This window comes from Saezia sanguinis (genome assembly GCF_963921665.1).
Taxonomy (GTDB): Bacteria; Pseudomonadota; Gammaproteobacteria; order Burkholderiales; family Burkholderiaceae_C; genus Saezia; species Saezia sanguinis.
This window is the reverse complement of record NZ_CAWUGC010000017.1, coordinates 109,507-127,553: the sequence shown is the minus strand read 5'-3', so window position 1 is coordinate 127,553 and position 18,047 is coordinate 109,507. Positions and strand designations below refer to the sequence as shown.

Annotated in this window: 18 protein-coding genes; 12 read left to right on the top strand and 6 right to left on the bottom strand. The window is 52.9% G+C overall.

Going from position 1 to position 18,047, the window contains the following annotated elements; genetic code table 11:
- Nucleotides 1-35 precede the first annotated feature (35 nt).
- From ppk2 to AACY98_RS12275, 3 genes are all read right to left on the bottom strand, one after another.
- Nucleotides 36-1,211, bottom strand: a complete 1,176-nt coding sequence (gene ppk2, locus AACY98_RS12285; protein WP_126979087.1) for a polyphosphate kinase 2 — start codon at nt 1,209-1,211, stop codon at nt 36-38.
- Nucleotides 1,212-1,478: 267 nt separating this feature from the next.
- Nucleotides 1,479-2,630 (bottom strand): acetylornithine deacetylase, encoded by a 1,152-nt coding sequence (gene argE / locus AACY98_RS12280; protein ID WP_339805410.1) that lies wholly within the window; start codon nt 2,628-2,630, stop codon nt 1,479-1,481.
- A gap of 56 nt (nt 2,631-2,686) precedes the next feature.
- Nucleotides 2,687-3,565, bottom strand: coding sequence for a SirB1 family protein (locus AACY98_RS12275; protein ID WP_339805408.1), 879 nt, complete (start codon nt 3,563-3,565; stop codon nt 2,687-2,689).
- Nucleotides 3,566-3,887: 322 nt separating this feature from the next.
- Between AACY98_RS12275 and AACY98_RS12270 the strand changes: the two genes are divergently transcribed.
- From AACY98_RS12270 to AACY98_RS12255, 4 genes are all read left to right on the top strand, one after another.
- Nucleotides 3,888-4,331 (top strand): hypothetical protein, encoded by a 444-nt coding sequence (locus AACY98_RS12270; protein WP_126979094.1) that lies wholly within the window; start codon nt 3,888-3,890, stop codon nt 4,329-4,331.
- Nucleotides 4,332-4,367: 36 nt separating this feature from the next.
- Nucleotides 4,368-4,841, top strand: a complete 474-nt coding sequence (locus AACY98_RS12265) for a hypothetical protein (RefSeq protein ID WP_126979096.1) — start codon at nt 4,368-4,370, stop codon at nt 4,839-4,841.
- A 135-nt stretch (nt 4,842-4,976) separates the two neighbouring features.
- Nucleotides 4,977-5,432 (top strand): hypothetical protein, encoded by a 456-nt coding sequence (locus AACY98_RS12260; protein WP_339805405.1) that lies wholly within the window; start codon nt 4,977-4,979, stop codon nt 5,430-5,432.
- Nucleotides 5,433-5,534: 102 nt separating this feature from the next.
- Nucleotides 5,535-5,963 carry a hypothetical protein gene (locus tag AACY98_RS12255; protein ID WP_126979100.1) on the top strand — a complete coding sequence of 143 codons (429 nt, stop codon included), beginning with the start codon at nt 5,535-5,537 and terminating at the stop codon, nt 5,961-5,963.
- Between the two features lie 72 nt (nt 5,964-6,035).
- Here the strand turns inward: AACY98_RS12255 and AACY98_RS12250 are convergent, their stop codons facing one another.
- Nucleotides 6,036-6,965: a DUF4253 domain-containing protein gene (locus AACY98_RS12250; RefSeq protein WP_339805402.1), complete on the bottom strand. Its 930-nt coding sequence runs from the start codon at nt 6,963-6,965 to the stop codon at nt 6,036-6,038.
- A gap of 123 nt (nt 6,966-7,088) precedes the next feature.
- Nucleotides 7,089-8,717, bottom strand: a complete 1,629-nt coding sequence (gene murJ / locus AACY98_RS12245) for a murein biosynthesis integral membrane protein MurJ (protein WP_339805400.1) — start codon at nt 8,715-8,717, stop codon at nt 7,089-7,091.
- A gap of 241 nt (nt 8,718-8,958) precedes the next feature.
- Here murJ and AACY98_RS12240 point away from each other — a divergent pair, with 241 nt between their 5' ends.
- Complete coding sequence (locus tag AACY98_RS12240; protein WP_339805398.1) at nt 8,959-10,101, top strand: NAD(P)/FAD-dependent oxidoreductase; 1,143 nt, start codon at nt 8,959-8,961, stop codon at nt 10,099-10,101.
- A 137-nt stretch (nt 10,102-10,238) separates the two neighbouring features.
- Nucleotides 10,239-10,538: a 30S ribosomal protein S20 gene (rpsT, locus tag AACY98_RS12235; protein WP_126979109.1), complete on the top strand. Its 300-nt coding sequence runs from the start codon at nt 10,239-10,241 to the stop codon at nt 10,536-10,538.
- A gap of 146 nt (nt 10,539-10,684) precedes the next feature.
- On the opposite strand, the gene AACY98_RS12230 is transcribed toward rpsT, so the two are convergent.
- Nucleotides 10,685-11,011 (bottom strand): DUF3579 domain-containing protein, encoded by a 327-nt coding sequence (locus tag AACY98_RS12230; protein ID WP_339805395.1) that lies wholly within the window; start codon nt 11,009-11,011, stop codon nt 10,685-10,687.
- 300 nt (nt 11,012-11,311) lie between these two features.
- Between AACY98_RS12230 and AACY98_RS12225 the strand changes: the two genes are divergently transcribed.
- From AACY98_RS12225 to AACY98_RS12200, 6 genes are all read left to right on the top strand, one after another.
- The gene (locus AACY98_RS12225; RefSeq protein WP_339805393.1) at nt 11,312-12,520 is read left to right on the top strand and encodes an aspartate aminotransferase family protein; all 1,209 of its coding nucleotides are present in this window, start codon (nt 11,312-11,314) and stop codon (nt 12,518-12,520) included.
- 196 nt (nt 12,521-12,716) lie between these two features.
- Nucleotides 12,717-13,244 (top strand): gamma carbonic anhydrase family protein, encoded by a 528-nt coding sequence (locus AACY98_RS12220; protein ID WP_339805391.1) that lies wholly within the window; start codon nt 12,717-12,719, stop codon nt 13,242-13,244.
- Nucleotides 13,237-14,223: an Hsp33 family molecular chaperone HslO gene (locus AACY98_RS12215; RefSeq protein ID WP_339805389.1), complete on the top strand. Its 987-nt coding sequence runs from the start codon at nt 13,237-13,239 to the stop codon at nt 14,221-14,223. The genes AACY98_RS12220 and AACY98_RS12215 overlap by 8 nt, the downstream gene beginning before the upstream one ends.
- A 54-nt stretch (nt 14,224-14,277) precedes the next feature.
- On the top strand, nt 14,278-15,762 hold the full coding sequence (xseA, locus tag AACY98_RS12210) for an exodeoxyribonuclease VII large subunit (protein WP_339805387.1): 1,485 nt from the start codon (nt 14,278-14,280) through the stop codon (nt 15,760-15,762).
- Nucleotides 15,763-15,996: 234 nt separating this feature from the next.
- On the top strand, nt 15,997-16,638 hold the full coding sequence (locus AACY98_RS12205) for an alpha/beta hydrolase (RefSeq protein ID WP_339805548.1): 642 nt from the start codon (nt 15,997-15,999) through the stop codon (nt 16,636-16,638).
- Nucleotides 16,639-16,769: 131 nt separating this feature from the next.
- Entirely contained in the window at nt 16,770-17,981 is a 1,212-nt protein-coding gene (locus tag AACY98_RS12200; RefSeq protein WP_423817570.1) for a D-alanyl-D-alanine carboxypeptidase family protein, read from the top strand.
- The last annotated feature ends 66 nt before the right edge of the window (nt 17,982-18,047 follow it).

The window sequence follows — 18,047 nt, the reverse complement described above, 5'->3', positions numbered from 1 at the left end:
CGTTTTAATGCGGCCTCATCATTTATCTGGCTATGTTATATCGGGTCCAGGCTGCCTTTCTCGCCGCGTTCATAAACCACGTTGGCACGTCCGACAATCAGCGGGTCAATGGCGCCAATGGCTTCCAGGTTTTTGTTGTCGTAAGGCAATTTGAGCAGCACATAACGCATGGCATTCAGGCGCGCGCGTTTTTTACAGTCAGATTTCACAACGGTCCAGGGTGCATCGGCTGTGTCGGTATGGAAGAACATGTCTTCCTTGGCCTTGGTATACTCATCCCATTTACCGAGCGATGCCTGATCAACAGGGGAGAGTTTCCACTGTTTGAGCGGGTGTGTTTTACGTTCTTTAAAGCGGCGAATCTGCTCTTCTTTGCTGACCGAAAACCAGAACTTAATCAGGTGAATGCCGCTGCGGGTCAGGTTGCGTTCCATTTCCGGAACTTCACGGATGAATTCCTTGTATTCTGTTGGGGTACAAAATCCCATCACACGTTCTACGCCGGCACGGTTGTACCAGGAGCGGTCAAACATGACCATCTCACCGCGGGTCGGCAACTGAATGATATAGCGTTGAAAATACCATTGCCCCAACTCGACCTCGGAAGGTTTTTCCAGCGCGATGACGCGGGCACCGCGGGGGTTCAAGTGTTCCATGAAACGTTTGATGGTGCCGCCTTTGCCGGCCGCATCACGCCCTTCAAACAAAATAACGATGCGCTGGCCCGTTTTCTTGACCCAGGCCTGTAATTTAAGCAACTCGACCTGCAGATGATACTTCTGCTCTTCATAGGTCTTGCGCTGCATCAGGTATTTGTAAGGGTAGCCACCGTGGCGCCAGTCCTCAGCCAATTCATGGTCGTAGTCAACTTTTGGAGCCTTGTTTTTTGCAATGGCTTTCAGCGTTTTATCCAGTAGTTTGACTTCATCCGGAGAAATGCGGGTCAGAATATGTTGCACCATGTCGCTGGAAGCTTGTGGATCATTGATGTCAACCTGGCGCAACTGGTCAATCACACCTTCTGCCTTGGCAGCCAGGGCTGACTGTGTGGAGTGATTGGCCTCTAGTTTGGCCAGCTTGCTGGGGGTGCGTTGTATGAATGAGGTACCAACTTCGACATGCTGGGCGCTGCGGCGGCGGGGGCTCTTTTTAGCAGGGGTTGTTTTAGGCGCTTTTGTGATACGGGGGGATTTTTGTGTTGTAGTTGCCATGAGCGTTTTCCTTGATGAAATGTACGAGGAACATTCCGATTGTAAATGGCATCCGGGCTGATTCAGCCTGCAAATCAGATACAAAAGTGTTTTCTAACAAAGGTCATTTTAAAAGGATTAGCCACGTGTGTTGCAAGGTTTGTTGTATCAAACTGGTCAAATATGCCAAAAAGTAACGTAATGCAAAAAAACACGGATGCCTGCCCTGTTCCACCGGTCCATTTGCCTTGGGCAATAATGCGGCATAGCAGGGCCCCGCTTTGTGTATTACAGTGCCAAAGCCAGTTTACGCAGGAATTGTTCACAAGCCTGCATTTGGCTGATTTCAATGAATTCATCCGGTTTGTGGGCCTGCTCAATACTGCCTGGCCCGCATACGACGGTTGGAATGCCTATGTGCTGGAAGTGCCCGGCCTCTGTGGCGAATGCGACTTTGCGCTGCTGCGTATCGCTGGTCAATGCGCGTACCAGTTGCGTTATTGCTGCTTGCTCATCGGCTTCCAGGGCCGGGGCCTGTGCCGTGCTGGTGATGTCTACCCGCGCTTGGGCATACTCGGTTTGCATGCGTGGCAGCAGGTCTGAGCGAACATAGTCTTCAATGTGGCTTTGGATGTTGGCAGGGCTCATCCCCGGCAGGTTGCGAAACTCATATACAAACTCACACTGCTCCGGCAGGATATTGGAGGCGATGCCGCCCTGGATCTGGTTGGTGGTCAGGGTGGTAAAGGGCACATCATACAGGTGGTCGTAAGGGCCCTGGGCTTTCATGCGGTCTGCCATGTCCCGAATGTGGCAGATCAGGCGGGCGGCGTGTTCGATGGCGTTGCAGCCCTGTGGGGTTAAGGACGAGTGCGCCGCTTTTCCGTGCACACAACAACGGTACAGATTGATGCCTTTGTGGGCGATGATCACCTGCATGCTGGTGGGTTCGCCAACAACGCAGCCATCAGGCTGTATGCCGCGTTTTTGCAGTTCGTCCAGCATGAACGATACCCCCACGCATCCGACTTCCTCGTCAAATGAGAAGGCCAGGTGTATGGGACGCTTGGGCCGGTTTTGCAGCCACTCGGGGACCAGTGCCAGTGCCACGGCGATAAAGCCTTTCATATCGGCACTGCCTCTGCCATACAGTTTGCCATCACGTTCAGTGAGTTCAAAAGGCGGTGTGTGCCAGTTCTGCCCGTCAACCGGCACAACATCGGTATGGCCTGAGAGCACGACGCCACCCTGGGTGTTGCCATGCTGGTCGGCAATGGTGGCGAACAGATTGGCTTTGCTGTGCTCGGGGTTGTAGGCCAGCCAACTGGGAATGTTTTGCTGCGACAGCCATTGCTGAATGAATTCAATCAGTTCCAGGTTGGAATTACGGGTGGTGGTATCGAATGCAACCAGCTTTTCAAGCCATTGTCTTGGCGACATGAAGATCATCCTTCTCTTTCGGTGCAAAGAGACTCAAATAATACAAGAGATATGAATTAATGCAGATTCCGGTTACGCAACAGGGTCAGTTGCTGCATGACCATGTCCGTGTCATTCACGATCTGCAGGCGGGCATGTTGCAAATAATGCTCCAGATCAATCGCGGCCTGTTGCGGCTGCCCCTGTTTAATCAGCGCAAAACCGCGTTCGCGGTAGTTTTCAATATGCTCCGGATTCAGTGTAATCAGGCGGTCCAGCACCTGAATCAGGCGCGGCCAGTCTTCATGTTCCATATAGGTGGCGCGCAGGTGCGCCAGAATGCCGGCCACCATGTCTTTTTTCGGGGCGGATTCCAAAAAGAGGTCACTGGGAATATCAAACTCATCAACCAGACCATGCTGCTTTTTAAACGGCATCAGCAGTGCATGGATATCTTCCATGTTCAGTGAGCGGCCTGTCAGCGGGTCGATAATGACTTCCCCCGGCGCGCCGTTGGGGCGGTTAAGCCGGATTTTGACAAGAAAATGCTCAGGGAAAGCAACGCCGCGCGCCTGCAAATGGAGCTGGCCGGCAATTTCAATGTAAATGGCTGCCAGTATGATTCCTGCCCCCTGGCGTGTTTTCAGCACCATGTTGATACAGGAAAGGTCTGGATCATCTGTTGTCTGTTTGGCACCTTTGAAGTGCATGTCTTTGTACAGAAACTGATTGAAAAGCCATATTTTTTGCAGGACAGGTGTATTGACGGGGACTTTCCGCTGTGCCCGTTTTGCCAATTGATCCAGTTCATCGGCGATGTCTGAAAGGCGCAATTCCGGATACTCAATCTGGGCGATATTGGCCAGTGTTTCGGCCAAAGGCAGGCTCTCCTCTTCTGAAACCAGCAAGGCAAAGTATTCAAGAGAATTAACCGGTGCACGCAATGTATCGGACATATTTCTACCTTACCTCATTTTTGAAAATGAGTTCAACACTCGGGCTAAAAGGGTGGGAGAAATAAGGGGGAAAAATGAAAAAACAGATAACATGATGATGCGCAAGCCATACCGGTGCCAGTTTTGCCTAAAAAACAAGCAATCGGTGAGGGTGAGAGAAAAGGGAGGATAAAATCCGGTTTGAACATCTTTTCGGGATAGAATGGACGGGAATTGCCTTAAAGTGGGTGATACAGAGCAATCAGGGGCCGCTATCCGGGGATAGTGATCAGATGATTTGTCATAGAAATCTTATATGTAATGTAAACAGGAGCTTCATAAAATGATGGTACTGGCACGTAGATTGGGCGTTTTTTTCACAACGGTATTTACCGTTATGGTATTGAGCCTGGGGATGGCATCTGTTGCTTCGGCACAGTCTGCTGACCAGCTTTTGGCCAGCCCGAAAGTGGATGACATTTATGCAGCGCAGTTGGATGTGTTTTCCGAGTCTGATTTTGGTGACCCGGACCCGGACTGGGGCCTGATGCGCGTTATCCGTGTGACCTCTAAAGAAATCGTTGTTGTGACGGCTGATGTGGCCAGATACAAGGCCAGAGAAGCACTGAGCGACTTGAAGAATACCTCATATGTGCTGGATTTGGGATGGGATTTCGGTGAAAAAATTACCATCCAGCGCGCAGATCTGGCCGAGCATAAAGAGCAGGGCGATATCTTGGACGCACGTCGTTTATCTGCGAGCGAGATCCGTCGTCTGCAGAATTAATTGTTACATCAGAATTTTGTTTAAGGTGAAGCCACAATGAAATCAAATTTGCGTGCATTTTTCACACTGTTTGTTTGTTTTTGCACCACATTCTTGTTTGCCGGTGCCGTTGCTGCCAAGCAGTTGACGGCGGCTGAGGCTACGGCGATGAGCCCTAAGGAGCGGACCATTGCACTGCTCCAGCAGCCTCAGGTTGACGATGTCTATGCCGCACGGCTGGATCATTTTGCCCAGGAAGACTGGGGTGACCCTGATCCAGACTGGGGCCAGTTGCGTGTGATTGAAGTGACTCCAACAACCATCGTGGTGGTTGCGGAGGAAACAGCATGGTACGAGGCTGAAGAAGCGGTTGATGCGCTCAGAGGGGACCTGTCTGACGTTGAGAACTGGGTTTATGATGAAGAAATCACCATCAAACGCTCGGAACTGGAGTCTTTAAGACAACAGGGCCTGATTCTTGAAGCACGCAGGTTCACGCCTGCGGAAGTGCGGCGCTACCTGGACAAATGATTATTCTGCCGCGTTGAATTAACGCGGTTTTCTGAGGTGCGGTTGTTATCAGAGGGAGCTCTTGAGATCAACCGCATTACTTGATATGATCAAGACCGTTTATTCGTTCTAACATGGCGTGGGAGTATTGGCTTTATGTTTCGTTTATGGACTGTGTTTTTCTCAATGCTGGTGGCGGCATTTTTTGCTGTCGGGTGTGCCCAGACGCAATTGACCCCGGAGTACCTGGCTTCGCTTTCATCGCAGGCACGTACGACAGCGCTGTTGCAGCAACCTGCGGTGGATGATATTTATGCAGCCAAATTGTCTCATTTTTCCCAATATAGCTTTGGTTCAGGAGGCGATGCTTATGGCCTTTTGCGGGTGATTGAAGTGACTTCAGATACAATTGTGGTCATTACCGAAGATGCCGCATGGCCTGAGCCACAAGGGGCGCATGACGACTTGAATGGTGATTTCTCTGATATTTCCTGGGATCAGGAAGAAGAGATTACCATTCAGCGTACAACGTTGGAGTCTTTGCAGAATGATCAGTTGATTCTGGAAGCACGACGTTTGAGTTCAGAGCAGATTCAGTCGTATCTGAACTGATGCCATTTTGTGCTGTGTTCACATCCATAAAGGGTTTTGATTCTATTGGGGTGAAGCTGGCGGTTGATAACGGATTTTTCTTTTATTATTTTGGAGTATTTCATGCGTAAATTTATTTCTCTGATGACAGCGATGCTGGCTTCTTTGGTATTTGGTATCGGTTTTATGTCAGCAGCACATGCTCAGTCTGCCGATCAGATACTGGCTAGCCCGAAAGTGGACGATATCTATGCTGCACGTCTGGATCACTTCTCTGAATATTCATTCGGTGACGAAGGCGGTTCTGCCTATGGCTTGCTGCGCGTGATTCGTGTGACAGACGCAGAAGTTGTTGTGGTAACTGAAGATGCTGCCTGGCCCGAAAAGAAAGGTGCACTGGATGACCTGAAGGGTGATTTCTCCGATATCACCTGGGATTTTGACGAAGAAATCAGCATCAAACGCTCAGAACTGGCTTCCCTGAAACGCCAGGGCCTGATTTTGAATGCCCGTCGCCTGTCTCCTGCACAGATCAAAGAATATCTGAACTGATTCTTTTTCTGGATACAGACATGAACGGCTCCTTGCAGGAGCCGTTTTTATTTCTGCTGCACACGTTGTTATTTAGGGGCGTTCATGCAGAAACCAGCGGTCCCAGCCAACCAATCCATGCGCGTAGTCGCGCAGCAGGATGCCGGGTAATGCCAGAGTGCAGTCACCGGCCAGATCATGTTCGCAAGCCAACGGCCAGGCCTCTTCAAATGTCTGAGGTGGGCGGCTGATCTCACACTGCAACATGGTGCCGTAATGTGCAACCAGCTCGGCACCGAAGCGCTGCTGCCATGACCGTCCCAGTGCAATGTAATAGGCACTGCCAATATCAGAGGTGCCATACCAGTTCAGGTATGCCAGCGCGTCCCAGCCTTGCGTGGTGGGAAGAAAAAGCAAAGCGGTAAAGTTTTCAGGCGTAAAACATTCCGGACGGCTTTCTTCCAGATTAGTTTGGTAGCCGTGTGCCGTTTCCCACTGCGCTATCCAGTGTTCTAGTCCGTAGTAATGCTGGAATTTGCCGGAGGCTTTGGCGGCGGCAATTTCCTCTGGCTGTGGTGCGTGGCCCAGGCGGGACTGGCAGGATTCTATAGTGTATTCCAGGCGTTCTGATAGCAGGTCATATTCAGCACGGGCGTGCAAAACCTGCTCGAATGCCTTGGCGTAATCTGCATGGTCTGCGCGGCGGCACAGCCCTTGCGGTGAGATATCGACAGGATCAGGCTCTTCTTCGTAATAAAAGCGTGAAAACAGGTCTTCATCAACAATGGCTTCACGCCAGGGAGGGGTGCCCCAACTGGGACCAAACATGGTCGCCAGCGGCCAGCGCCCGGTCTTGGGCAGCAGGTTTCTGCCAATGCGCCACGCCGTTTCAACTTCATGAGGCATGATTTGCACCGCCAGTGCGGTTTCTTGGCTGTCCAGAATAGGCAGTGTGATGATCTCTCGTCCTGAAAGTGGCGTATCTGCCAGCAATGCCGCCAGTTCTTTTTCTTGGTTGATCATGGTTCCCCCTTGAAGCTTGTTTGGAAGTGCGTTATGTCAATTATCGCTAACAGCGATGATATTTTAATGACAGTTCACGGGGGCGGTTATCGGCGCCGGTGAATGGCGGTGGGCGGTGTATATTTACACCGTGGTTGGTGGAGGGGATGAATGGCTTTGTCTGGGTTTGAGCAATGTTTTCAACTGGCAGCCTGATAACCTGAGTGTGCCAAAATAAAGGGCAATGGCTGTGCTGACCAGCAGCAAAATCAGGCCAATCCGTTTCCAGGGGGTAGCGTGCAATTGCTCCCACTGAAAATAATGGCTGCCGGCCAGCAGGAAGGCCGCTAACAGCATGCAACTGAAAATAACCTGAAATGTCAGACGAAGCCAGCCGGAACAGGGGATGTAGCTGCCACGTTTTTTCAACCCACGCAGCAGCCAGAATGCATTGATCATGGCACCAAGCCCGATAGACAGGGCCAGTCCGGCGTGTCCGGCATTGCCAGCATAATTGAACAGTGGGACAAAAGCCAGGTTCATGATCTGGGTGAAAATCAGCACAACAATGGCAATGCGCACCGGTGTGCGAATATCCTGCTGCGCATAAAACCCGGGAGCCAATACCTTGATGGCAACCAGCCCCAATAGGCCAATGCCATAACCCATGAGTGCCAGACGTGTCTGCTGCACATCACCATATGAAAACTGGCCATAATGGTAGAGCATGGCAACCAGTGGTTCAGAGAAGCACAAGAGTCCGACGGCGCAGGGCAGGCCCAGCACAAATACCAACCGCAGCCCCCAGTCCAGCAGGTTGCTGTATTGTTCTTTCTGCTGGCTGGCCAGGGATGCGGAAAGCTGCGGCAGCAGTACAACGCCCAATGCCACGCCTAAAATGGCAGTGGGAAATTCCATCAGCCGGTCAGCGTAGGACAGCCAGCTCACACTGCCTGCTTGCAGGTACGATGCAATCTGGGTGTTGATCAGTAAAGAAAGTTGTGCGACAGATACGCCCAAAATGGCGGGTGCCATTTGTTTAAGAACGCGCTGTGTCCCGGGAAAAGCAAACGCCTCTTTAAGGGCTGACCAGGATAAATGGATGCGTGGCAGCATCTGAATGCGTTTTAAACCGATTGCAATAATGCCCAGTTGCAGTATGCCGCCCAACAGAACACCAAAGGCCAGCATATAAACAGGCTCCCAGCCGTGAGCGCGCATCCAGTCTCCGGCGCCGAAATAGATCAGTGACGCAGCGGTAATCATGGAGATGTTGAGCATGATGGGCGCTGCTGCCGCAATGGCAAATTTACCCCAGGTGTTGAGAATGCCGGCACCCAAGGCAACCAGCGACATAAAGCCAATGTAGGGAAACATCCAGCGTGTCATGACCACGGCGGCGTCAAACCCGGGGCCGTTCTTCAGGCCGCTGGCCAGCAGATAGACAAATGCAGGAGCAGCGAGAATGCCAATGATGCAGGTGATCAGCAATATAAACGCCAGAACACTGCCCACAGAGTTAATCAACTGGCGGGTTTGCTCCGGTTGTTCCTGAGAGCGGCTGCCGGCCAGAATAGGAACAAACGCCTGTGAAAAAGCGCCTTCGGCAAACAGGCGCCGCAACAGGTTGGGGATACGAAATGCAACATTAAAGGCGTCTGTCAGGGCGCTGGCACCAAAGCCCGCAGCAATCAGCAGTTCACGTACCAATCCGGTCAGCCGGGAGGCCAGCGTAAGTAAAGAGACAGAAGATACTGCGCGCCATAAGTTCATGAAGTGGATTCTAGACGGGTTGCGCATCCGCGTGAATAAAATGGAAATGTACTCAGGCAAACCAGTGAGATTCAGAAAGGCTGGCTGAATTTTGGCGATGTCTGCTGTTGTTTGAGCAGAAAGAGGCATTAACTGATAAAGCTGTGGTTAAACTTTTCAGCACACAGGCACTCAAACAGCTAAAACATGACAATGCATATTCCTGTGATGGGTTTATGTTAAAAATAACTGATCGTACCTGATGAAAACGGATTTATTGATTGTAGGCGCTAGTTTCTCGGGGTTGGCGTGTGCGCGTCAGGCGGCCCTGGCGGGGCTGTCTGTGACTGTGCTGGAAAAAAAGGCGCAGGCGGGCGACAAGCTACACACCACAGGTATTCTGGTGAAAGAGGTTGTGGATCAGGTGCGCTGGCTGCAGGAGGTGCCGCAGCATTTGATCAGACAGATTGAAGGCGTGCGATTGTATGCCCCAAATATGCGGATGCTTGATCTGCAGGCGCCCGGCTATTTTTTCTGGGCGACTGAAACGCCGGGTTTGCTCAACTGGATGACCCAGGAGGTTCGGTCTTTGGGCGTGCAGATTCTGACATCGACACTGTTTGAAACGGCCCAGCGGACTGTCGAAGGCGGTTGGCGGGTTCCGGTGATGCAAAGTGCAGGGGCCCTGACGGCACCGCATATGGAGATCGAGGCGCGTTACCTGATCGGTGCCGATGGCCCGACATCGCGCGTGGCACGTGCGCTGGGGTTATCTAAAAATACAGAGTTTCTGTTTGGCATGGAGCGTGAATACGCCATGGCAGAACTTGACCCTGGTTTTTTGCATTGTTTTATTGACCATCAACTGGCGACCGGCTACATCGGCTGGGCTTTGGCCACACAAGGTTATTCCCAGATCGGGCTGGCAAAGCGTCTGCCATCGCAGCGGCACGGTATGCATAGGGCCGGGGCGCTGCATTTTGAGCAGTTTTTAGAAAAAATCTCTCCTGTGGTCAGGATTCAATCTGAATGTATGGCGGTGCGTGCCGGAATGATTCCGTGTGGCGGTACGCTGCGCCATATCGGCTGCCCTGGTGCCATGCTGATAGGCGATGCGGCCGGAACGGTGTCTCCTGTCACAGCAGGTGGTATTCGCACGGCGCTGGTGTATGGCGAGAAAGCCGGTGTGGCCGTGGCGGATTATCTGCACGGCAAAGCGGAAGATCCGGCCGACTGGCTGGTCAGGCAATACCCGGGCTATCGAAGCAAACGCTTTTTGCGCTGGGGTTATGACCGCTGGCAGTCTGACTGGCTGTTTAACCAATTGTTGTCGACTTCGCTGTTCCGGCGTTTTGCCGAGCAGATCTATTTTCACCGCAAAGGACAGGCTGCTGCGCCACGTTAAGGCAGGAACGGTCTGCCGAAAATCAACAGCTTTTTTCCGGTTGCAAGTTAAAGGGCTGGAGCTATATGCCTGTTTAAGGTATAATACACGGTTCACCAGTAACATCAGCAAACTTTAATACACCAGGATTAAATACAATGGCAACAGTTAAAAAGAAAACCGTCCGTCTGGCATCTGGCCGCAAACGGGCACGTCAAAATACCAAACTCAATGCAGCCAACAGCGCATTGCGTTCCAAATACCGTACCGTGATTAAAAACGTTCGCAAAGCTGTGAGTGCAGGTGATAAAGAACGTGCCGCGGGCTTGTTCCAGCATGCACAAAGCGTTATCGACTCTGTGGCGGATAAGCGGGTATTTCACAAAAACAAAGCAGCACGCGATAAAAGCCGTCTGGCCGCAGCAATCAAGGCTCTGGCTTTGAAGGACGCTGCCTAAATATAAATATGGTTTGCAGCGGTGCGCTGCTGGTGAAGAGAAACCGCCTGTTTTCAGGCGGTTTTTTCATGCCTGTAGCCTAGCGTGATTTGTACGGGTGTGTGGCTGTCAGCTTGCCAATTGAATATGGCGAGCGTTAAAACGCGTTAAGGGGTCTGCTCGTCGTCTGGAACCAGGCAGGCTTCACTGACCTGCAAATCGTTATCGCTGGCAAAGCTCATGACAAATGACCAGGCCTGTGGATTGGCTTTTTGCAGTTCGTGATTGACGGCAACGCATTTGATATCACCGACCAGCGTAGGCACACACCAGGGAGAATAGGTCAGAAATGTGCTGCGCTGCATTTTGCATACACCTGGGCGAAACTGGCTCATGACACCAGCGAGGCGCTCGGCCCAATCACTGGGCCTGAATTTTCGGCCTGAACTGGTAATACCCTGTATAAATGTGTGAGTAGATTTTGTTGTTGCCATAAAGTCGGTACATATGCTGCCGACCTGCTTGGTATCCTGTTGGCGCATTGCAGTTGCGGCATATGAAAATATGCGTATATGATAGCTATTCTGCACAGGAAAGGGCAGGGTCTTATATAAGACTCCATGGTTTGGTGGGCTTTTCCGGTTTGAGCCGAAATGAGAATGGTTTTTACCGGTGTTGTGCGGTTTCGAAGTTAATGCGGATTTTGTTGTCTGGTCGCGCTAAAATGAGTGTCTGAAACAAAAAACAAAACAGACTCTCCCCATATTTTTATTTTGTGAAAGGATCTGATTACCATGGCCTCAAATACAACCTCGCCATCATCCATGCCGCATGTGATGAATACCTATGGACGCTTGCCCATAGCGCTGGAGCGAGGTGAGGGGGTGCGCGTCTGGGACGTCCAGGGCAATGAATACCTGGATGCGCTGGCCGGTATTGCCGTGAGTACGCTGGGGCATGCACACCCGCGGCTGGTGCGGGCCATCAGCGACCAGGCCGGCAAATTGATTCATTGCTGCAATTATTATGAAGTGCCACTGCAGGAAGAGGTTGCCAAGCAACTGGTATGGCATTCAGGAATGACGGATGTGTTTTTCTGTAACTCCGGGCTGGAGGCCAATGAGGCGGCCATTAAGGTGGCACGCAAATTTGGCGTCAACAAGGGGATTGAAGCACCCGCCATCATTGTGTTTGACCATGCATTTCATGGTCGTTCAATGGCCACGATGACTGCAACCGCAAATGCCAAGGTCAGAGATGGGTTCGGGCCTTTGGTGCAGGGATTTATCCGCGCTCCGCTGAATGACCTGCAGGCGCTGGAAACCATTATCAAAGAAAACCGCGATGTAGTCGCCATATTCCAGGAAGTGATTCAGGGCGAAGGTGGTGTTCACCCGTGTGACCCGGTCTTTTTGCAGGGGGTGCGTAAGCTGTGCGACAAGTACAACCTGCTGATGATGGTGGATGAAATTCAGTGCGGGTTTGGCCGTACCGGCAAATGGTTTGCCTGGCAGTGGGCCGAAGGCGTGTATCCGGATGTGATGACGCTGGCAAAGGGGCTGGCGTCCGGCGTTCCGGTTGGCGCGATGATCTGCGGGCCGAAAGTGGCCGATATTTTTCAGCCCGGCAATCATGGCACGACGTTTGGCGGTAACCCGCTGGCAATGCGTGCGGCGCTGGAAACGATCAAGGTGATGGAAGAGTCCCGTCTGCTGGCTAATGCGCTGACGGTAGGGGCTTATCTGCAAAATGCGCTGAAGCAGGCTTTTGAAGGCGTGGCGGGTGTGGTTGAGGTGCGCGGTCAGGGGCTGATGATTGGTGTGGAACTGGAAAAACCGTGTGGCGTTCTGCTCAAGCGCGCGGCGCTGGAGCAGCGTTTGCTGATCAGCGTCACGGCTGACCGGGTGATCCGTATTGTGCCGGCATTGATTCTCACACAGCAGGATGCCGATGACATTGTGGCCCGTCTGGCGCCGCTGGTGAAGGAATTCCTGGCAGAGTGAAATGCTTGTAGCCGTTTACATCAGGGGCATTCGTTTGCCCCTTTTTCTTTCATGCTGTGTGAAAGTGCGGTGATGTTTTTTGCATGTGTCACATAAAATACAGGTGCGCAGATGGGGGTGCTGTATGTGATGAGCGTATGCAACTGTAGTGATAACCCGTCTGGCGACATTTGATAATGCAAGAGAGTGGAGCAACATGCCTATTTATCGACTTGGAGAAAAAGTACCTCAGATTGACGCGACCGCCTGGATCGCGCCAGGCGTGCAGATCATCGGGCAGGCACAGATAGATGCTTATGCCAGCGTCTGGTTTGGTACCGTGATACGCGCGGACAATGATCTGGTGCATATCGGGGAGAACAGCAACATCCAGGATGGGTGTGTTGTACATAACGACAAGGGGACGCCGGTCATCATCGAGGCCAATGTCACGGTAGGGCATCAGGTGATGCTGCACAGTTGTCAGGTTGGGCAAGGTTCTTTGATCGGCATGCAATCGGTTCTGCTGAGCGGTGCCCGTATTGGCCGTGATTCATTGGTCGGAGCCGGTTCGCTGGTGACCGAGGGCAAAGTGTTTCCAGACGGTGTGCTGGTGATGGGGCGTCCGGCCAGGGTGGTTCGTGAGTTGACTGAGGCTGATCGGGCATTGATTCAAGAGAGTGTCAGAGGGTATAAGGAAAAGGCGCAGATGTATATGCGTGAGCTGAAGGAAGTCCATGTCTGAGTTGCAGAAGTTTTTGTTTGAAGGGCTGCCGGTGCGCGGGGCTGTTGTGCAATTGACCGATGCTTGGCAGGAAATACTGGCACGGCATCAGCAAAGCCATGCGGGCCCGACCGTGCAAACGGCGCACGGCGGAACCACGGCTTTTTTGCCGGCAGTTTGTGAATTGGTGGGGGAGATGGCTGCTGCTGCTGCTTTGCTGCACAGCACCATCAAGTTCAATGGCGCGCTGGTTTTGCAGATCATGGGCGACGGGCCTTTAAAACTGGCGGTGGCAGAGGTGCAGTCTGATATGGGCCTGCGGGCAACTGCCAAAATTTCGGGTGATGTGCCGGTGCTGGGCGGACTGGATGCTCTCAGCAACGTGAATGGGCAAGGGCGGTGCGCGATCACGCTGGATCCGCAGGACAAGTTGCCCGGGCAGCAGCCGTATCAGGGCATTGTGCCGCTGGCAGATGCAAGTGGAAAGCCTTTCATCCATCTCAGCCAGGTGATCGAAGCGTACATGCAGCAGTCAGAGCAGTTGCCCACACGCGTGATTCTGGCTGCCAATGAGCAGTGTGCAGCTGGTTTGCTGGTACAACGCCTGCCTGTTGAAGGTGAAAACAATTTGGGCGTGGCAGAACGCGACGCCATGGATGAGCACTTCAACCGTATTGCAATGCTGGCAGCCAGCCTGAAACGTGAGGAGCTGCTGACGCTGGATGTGAATGAGGTGTTACACCGTTTATTCTGGCAGGAGGAGTTGCGGCTGTTTGATAAACAGCAGCCTTATTTTCACTGTACCTGCTCTTATGAGCGGGTCGCGCAGATGTTGCGCGGGCTTGGGCGTGATGAGGTTGAAAGCATTCTGAGCGAACAGGGGCAGGTGGAAGTGGACTGTGACTTCTGTGGTGCCAGATACCAGTTTGACCCGATTGATGCGCAGCGCTTGCTGGCTTCAGATGATCCGCTACCGCCTGCCAGCGAGCAGTTGCAATGAGCCGGACATGGCAACCCAAATGGGACTGACCTGCATATGAGAGATATCGCATCAATGAGTTGGACGGTTTCGGCCCTGGTGCGCGCGGTCAGCGATGCGCTTAAAGCGCGTTTTGCCGTTTTGAATGTCAGGGGGGAGATCTCCAGCTTTACCCGCGCTGCCAGTGGCCATTGCTACTTTACACTCAAAGATGAAACCAGCCAGATTCGCTGTGCGATGTTCCAGCGCGCAGCCGGTATGCTTTCTTTTAACCCGGCCAACGGCGATGAGGTGGAGTTGCAAGGCCGTCTTGCTCTGTATGAACAGCGTGGCGAGTTGCAACTGATCGTTGAGGTGATGCGCCCGGTCGGGCAAGGGCGCCTGCTGGAGCAGTTTCAGCAGTTGAAAACCAAGCTGGGCAATGAGGGGCTTTTTGACACGGCGCGTAAACGTGCAGTTCCGCGCTATCCGCAGGTGCTGGGTGTGGTCAGCTCTTTACAGGCGGCTGCATTGCATGACGTATTGACCGCCTTGCGCCGGCGTGCGCCTCATGTGCGCGTGGTGATTTATCCGGCATCTGTACAGGGAACGCAGGCAGCGGCAGAGCTGGTCAGTGCCATTCACAAAGCAAACCAGCGGCATGAGGCCGATACGTTACTGGTATGCCGGGGGGGCGGCTCTTTGGAGGATTTGTGGAGTTTTAATGAAGAGGCTGTAGTACGTGCGGTGGCGGCAAGCAGCATTCCCGTTATTTCCGGTGTCGGGCATGAAACAGATTTTACATTGACTGATTTTGCGGCTGATTTGCGTGCGCCTACACCCACCGCTGCGGCAGAGCTGGCAGCACCCATGCGTGCAGATTTACTGAAAACGGTATTTCAGCATGCACAGGACATGCAGCGGCAAGTGCGTGTTTACCTGGACCAGCTTGGGCAACGGATTGATCATGCGGCACTGTCTTTGAAACAGCCTGCCGTATTGTTGCATACACAGAAAAACCGCCTGGAACAAGCTGCATTGCGGTGTCAGCAGGCGTTCAGGCAACAACTGACCAGCAGCAGCCAGCAGGTACTGGAGCAGGAGCGCCTGTTGCCGCTGTATGCCAAACAGGTGCTGCAGCAAAACCAGTCCCGGCTGGATCAATTGTCCATGCGCTGGCAGCAGCAGGAGCCTGTGCGTTTGATGCGCAATGCGCATCAGCGCCTGGAGCAACTGGCGTGGCGTGGCCGGGATGCTTTGCAGCAGCAGTTGCAGTCAAAACAGCATCAGATGCAGGCGCAGGCCAGCCGGCTCAGTGCTTCTGCCTTGCAGGGGCTGGACGCCAGGCAGCAACGCCTGCAGCATTTGAGTGTGCGTTTAAATGCGATGAATCCGTCACAGGTGTTATCGCGAGGTTATGCCTGGATCAGCGACGCCAATGGCCGGGTCTATAACTCTGTTACGCAGTTACAGCCGGGGCAGCAAATACAGGCACAGTTTGCCGATGGCCGGGCCGCAGCAGAAGTCAAACAGGTTATGCCCGATCTGATTCAGCATGCAGACGACGGCAGTACCGTTTGATCAGCACAGTCAAAAAGCGGCAAGGCAGCCCAATGTGCATGTTAAACCTGCCTAAATAGAGTGGTTTCAGCATCATCAGGCTACACGCAGCAGGGTACAAGTTACAATCAAAGATTGAGTAAAAACAATGGTAAAACATCAAATTACCTGCCATAGTTAAGTTGGTTTCACGGGCAAAGACGGTAAATATGATGATGTTGAAGCAATCGAGTGACTGAGGCCATGGCTGTTCCTATCAGTGCCAATACACAATTTTTTTCCCTTGAAGGCCCCGCTGGTGTTCTGGAGGCTGCCTGCGACGAGCCGGCACCGGCAGAATGGCAAACGCCCCGCGGTGTGGCGGTGATCGGGCATCCGCATCCTTTGTATGGCGGCACCATGGATAACAAAGTGGTGCAAACGCTGGCGCGCGCATTTTTGCAACTGGGTTATGTGACTCTGCGGTTTAATTTTCGCGGCGTAGGCGCATCTGCTGGTGAATGGAATGACGGTGTGGGCGAAGTCGACGATATGCTGAAGGTGGTGGAATACGCACGCGCACTGCCGCAGGTGCAGGACAAGCCGCTGATACTGGCCGGTTTTTCCTTTGGCAGCTATGTGGCTGCACGTGTTGCCGAAATGCAGGCGCAGGCTGGGCAGCCAGCCGAGCGGCTGGTGATGGTCGGGGTTGCCGCATCGCGGTTTCAGGTGGCTGAAGTTCCGCCTGATACATTGGTGATTCATGGCGAGCAGGACGAGGTGGTGCCTTTGTCTGCTGTCATGGACTGGGCCAGGCCACAGCATATGCCGGTGGTCGTGGTGCCCGGTGTGGGGCATTATTTTCATGGCCAGCTTCCCTTGTTAAAAAATATTGTTTTGCGGAACTGGCAGGCCTGAATGCCGTCTAACAAAAGTTGCGCTGGACGCATCATGGCAAGACCACATATACGCAGCAATAGTGGATTCAATTTTTATTATTTAGGCAGATTGGAATGAAACGTTTGGGTTCTTGGGTTTTGGCCTGCACAATGGCGTGGGCGGGGTTTTCAGCAACAGCATGGGCGCAGCAGCCAGCGGCAGAGGCAACGGCAACAGCCTCTTCTACAGTACCGGTAAATCCGGCGCTGCCCCAGCCGCCTGCCATTGCCGCTAAATCCTATCTGCTGATGGATGTCAATTCCGGCCAGATTCTGGCTGAAAACAATGCCGATATGCTGGTAGAGCCGGCCTCGCTGACCAAGCTGATGGCCGCCTATCTGGTATTTGATGCATTGCGCACCAACCGCTTGACGCTGGAGCAGACCCTGCCGGTTTCTGCACGGGCGCGCAACATGGAAGGCTCGCGCATGTTTGTGGAGCAAAATGCGCAGGTCAAGGTGGAAGACCTGATCAAAGGCATGATTGTGCAGTCCGGTAATGATGCCACAGTTGTTCTGGCTGAAGGGGTTGGCGGTTCGGTTGAAAATTTTGTCAGCATGATGAACCAGCAGGCACATTTGCTGGGCATGCGGAATACCACGTTCAAAAATGTGGAAGGCCTGCCGGATCCGGGACACATGACCACAGCGCGTGACTTGGCAATACTGGCAAGCCGGCTGATGACCGATTTCCCGAAAGAGTACCAGTATTATTCGATGAAAGAATTCACTTACCCTCCTGAGGGAGAGAATGTGAAATCGATCACCCAGCCTAACCGCAACCGCCTGCTGTTTCTGGATCCGTCGGTGGATGGCCTGAAAACCGGGCACACCAGCTCAGCCGGATTCTGTCTGGTGGCCAGCGCCGCGCGGGATTTTCCCAACCTGAGCAGCAAGCGCCGTTTGCTGTCGATTGTGCTGGGAACAGACAGCGACAAGATTCGTACCGAAGAAAGCCAGAAACTGCTGAACTGGGGCTTTGCCGCCTGGGATGATGTGCAGGTGTATGCCGCCAATGCGGAAATTGTCAAACCGCGGGTCTGGAAAGGCAGCGTCAATGAAGTCAAACTGGGTAGCCTGCAGCCTATTGTGGTGACAGTGCCCCGGGGCATGGCAACCAGTCTGAAACCAACCGTAACGTATAACGATCCGCTGATGGCGCCGATTACCCGTGGGCAGGAGGCTGGTGAACTGAAAATTGCGCTTGAAACGCCGACCGGCCCGATGCATATCAGCACCCATAAGCTGGTGGCATTGGAAAATGTGGGTGAAGCGGGCTTTTTTGGTCGCATGTGGGATGGTTTCCGCCTGTGGATCCGCTGATAGGATAAGCCGGAACCCCCTTGTTTTTGGAGCATTTGTCCGCATATAACTGCTTTGTAATGTAAC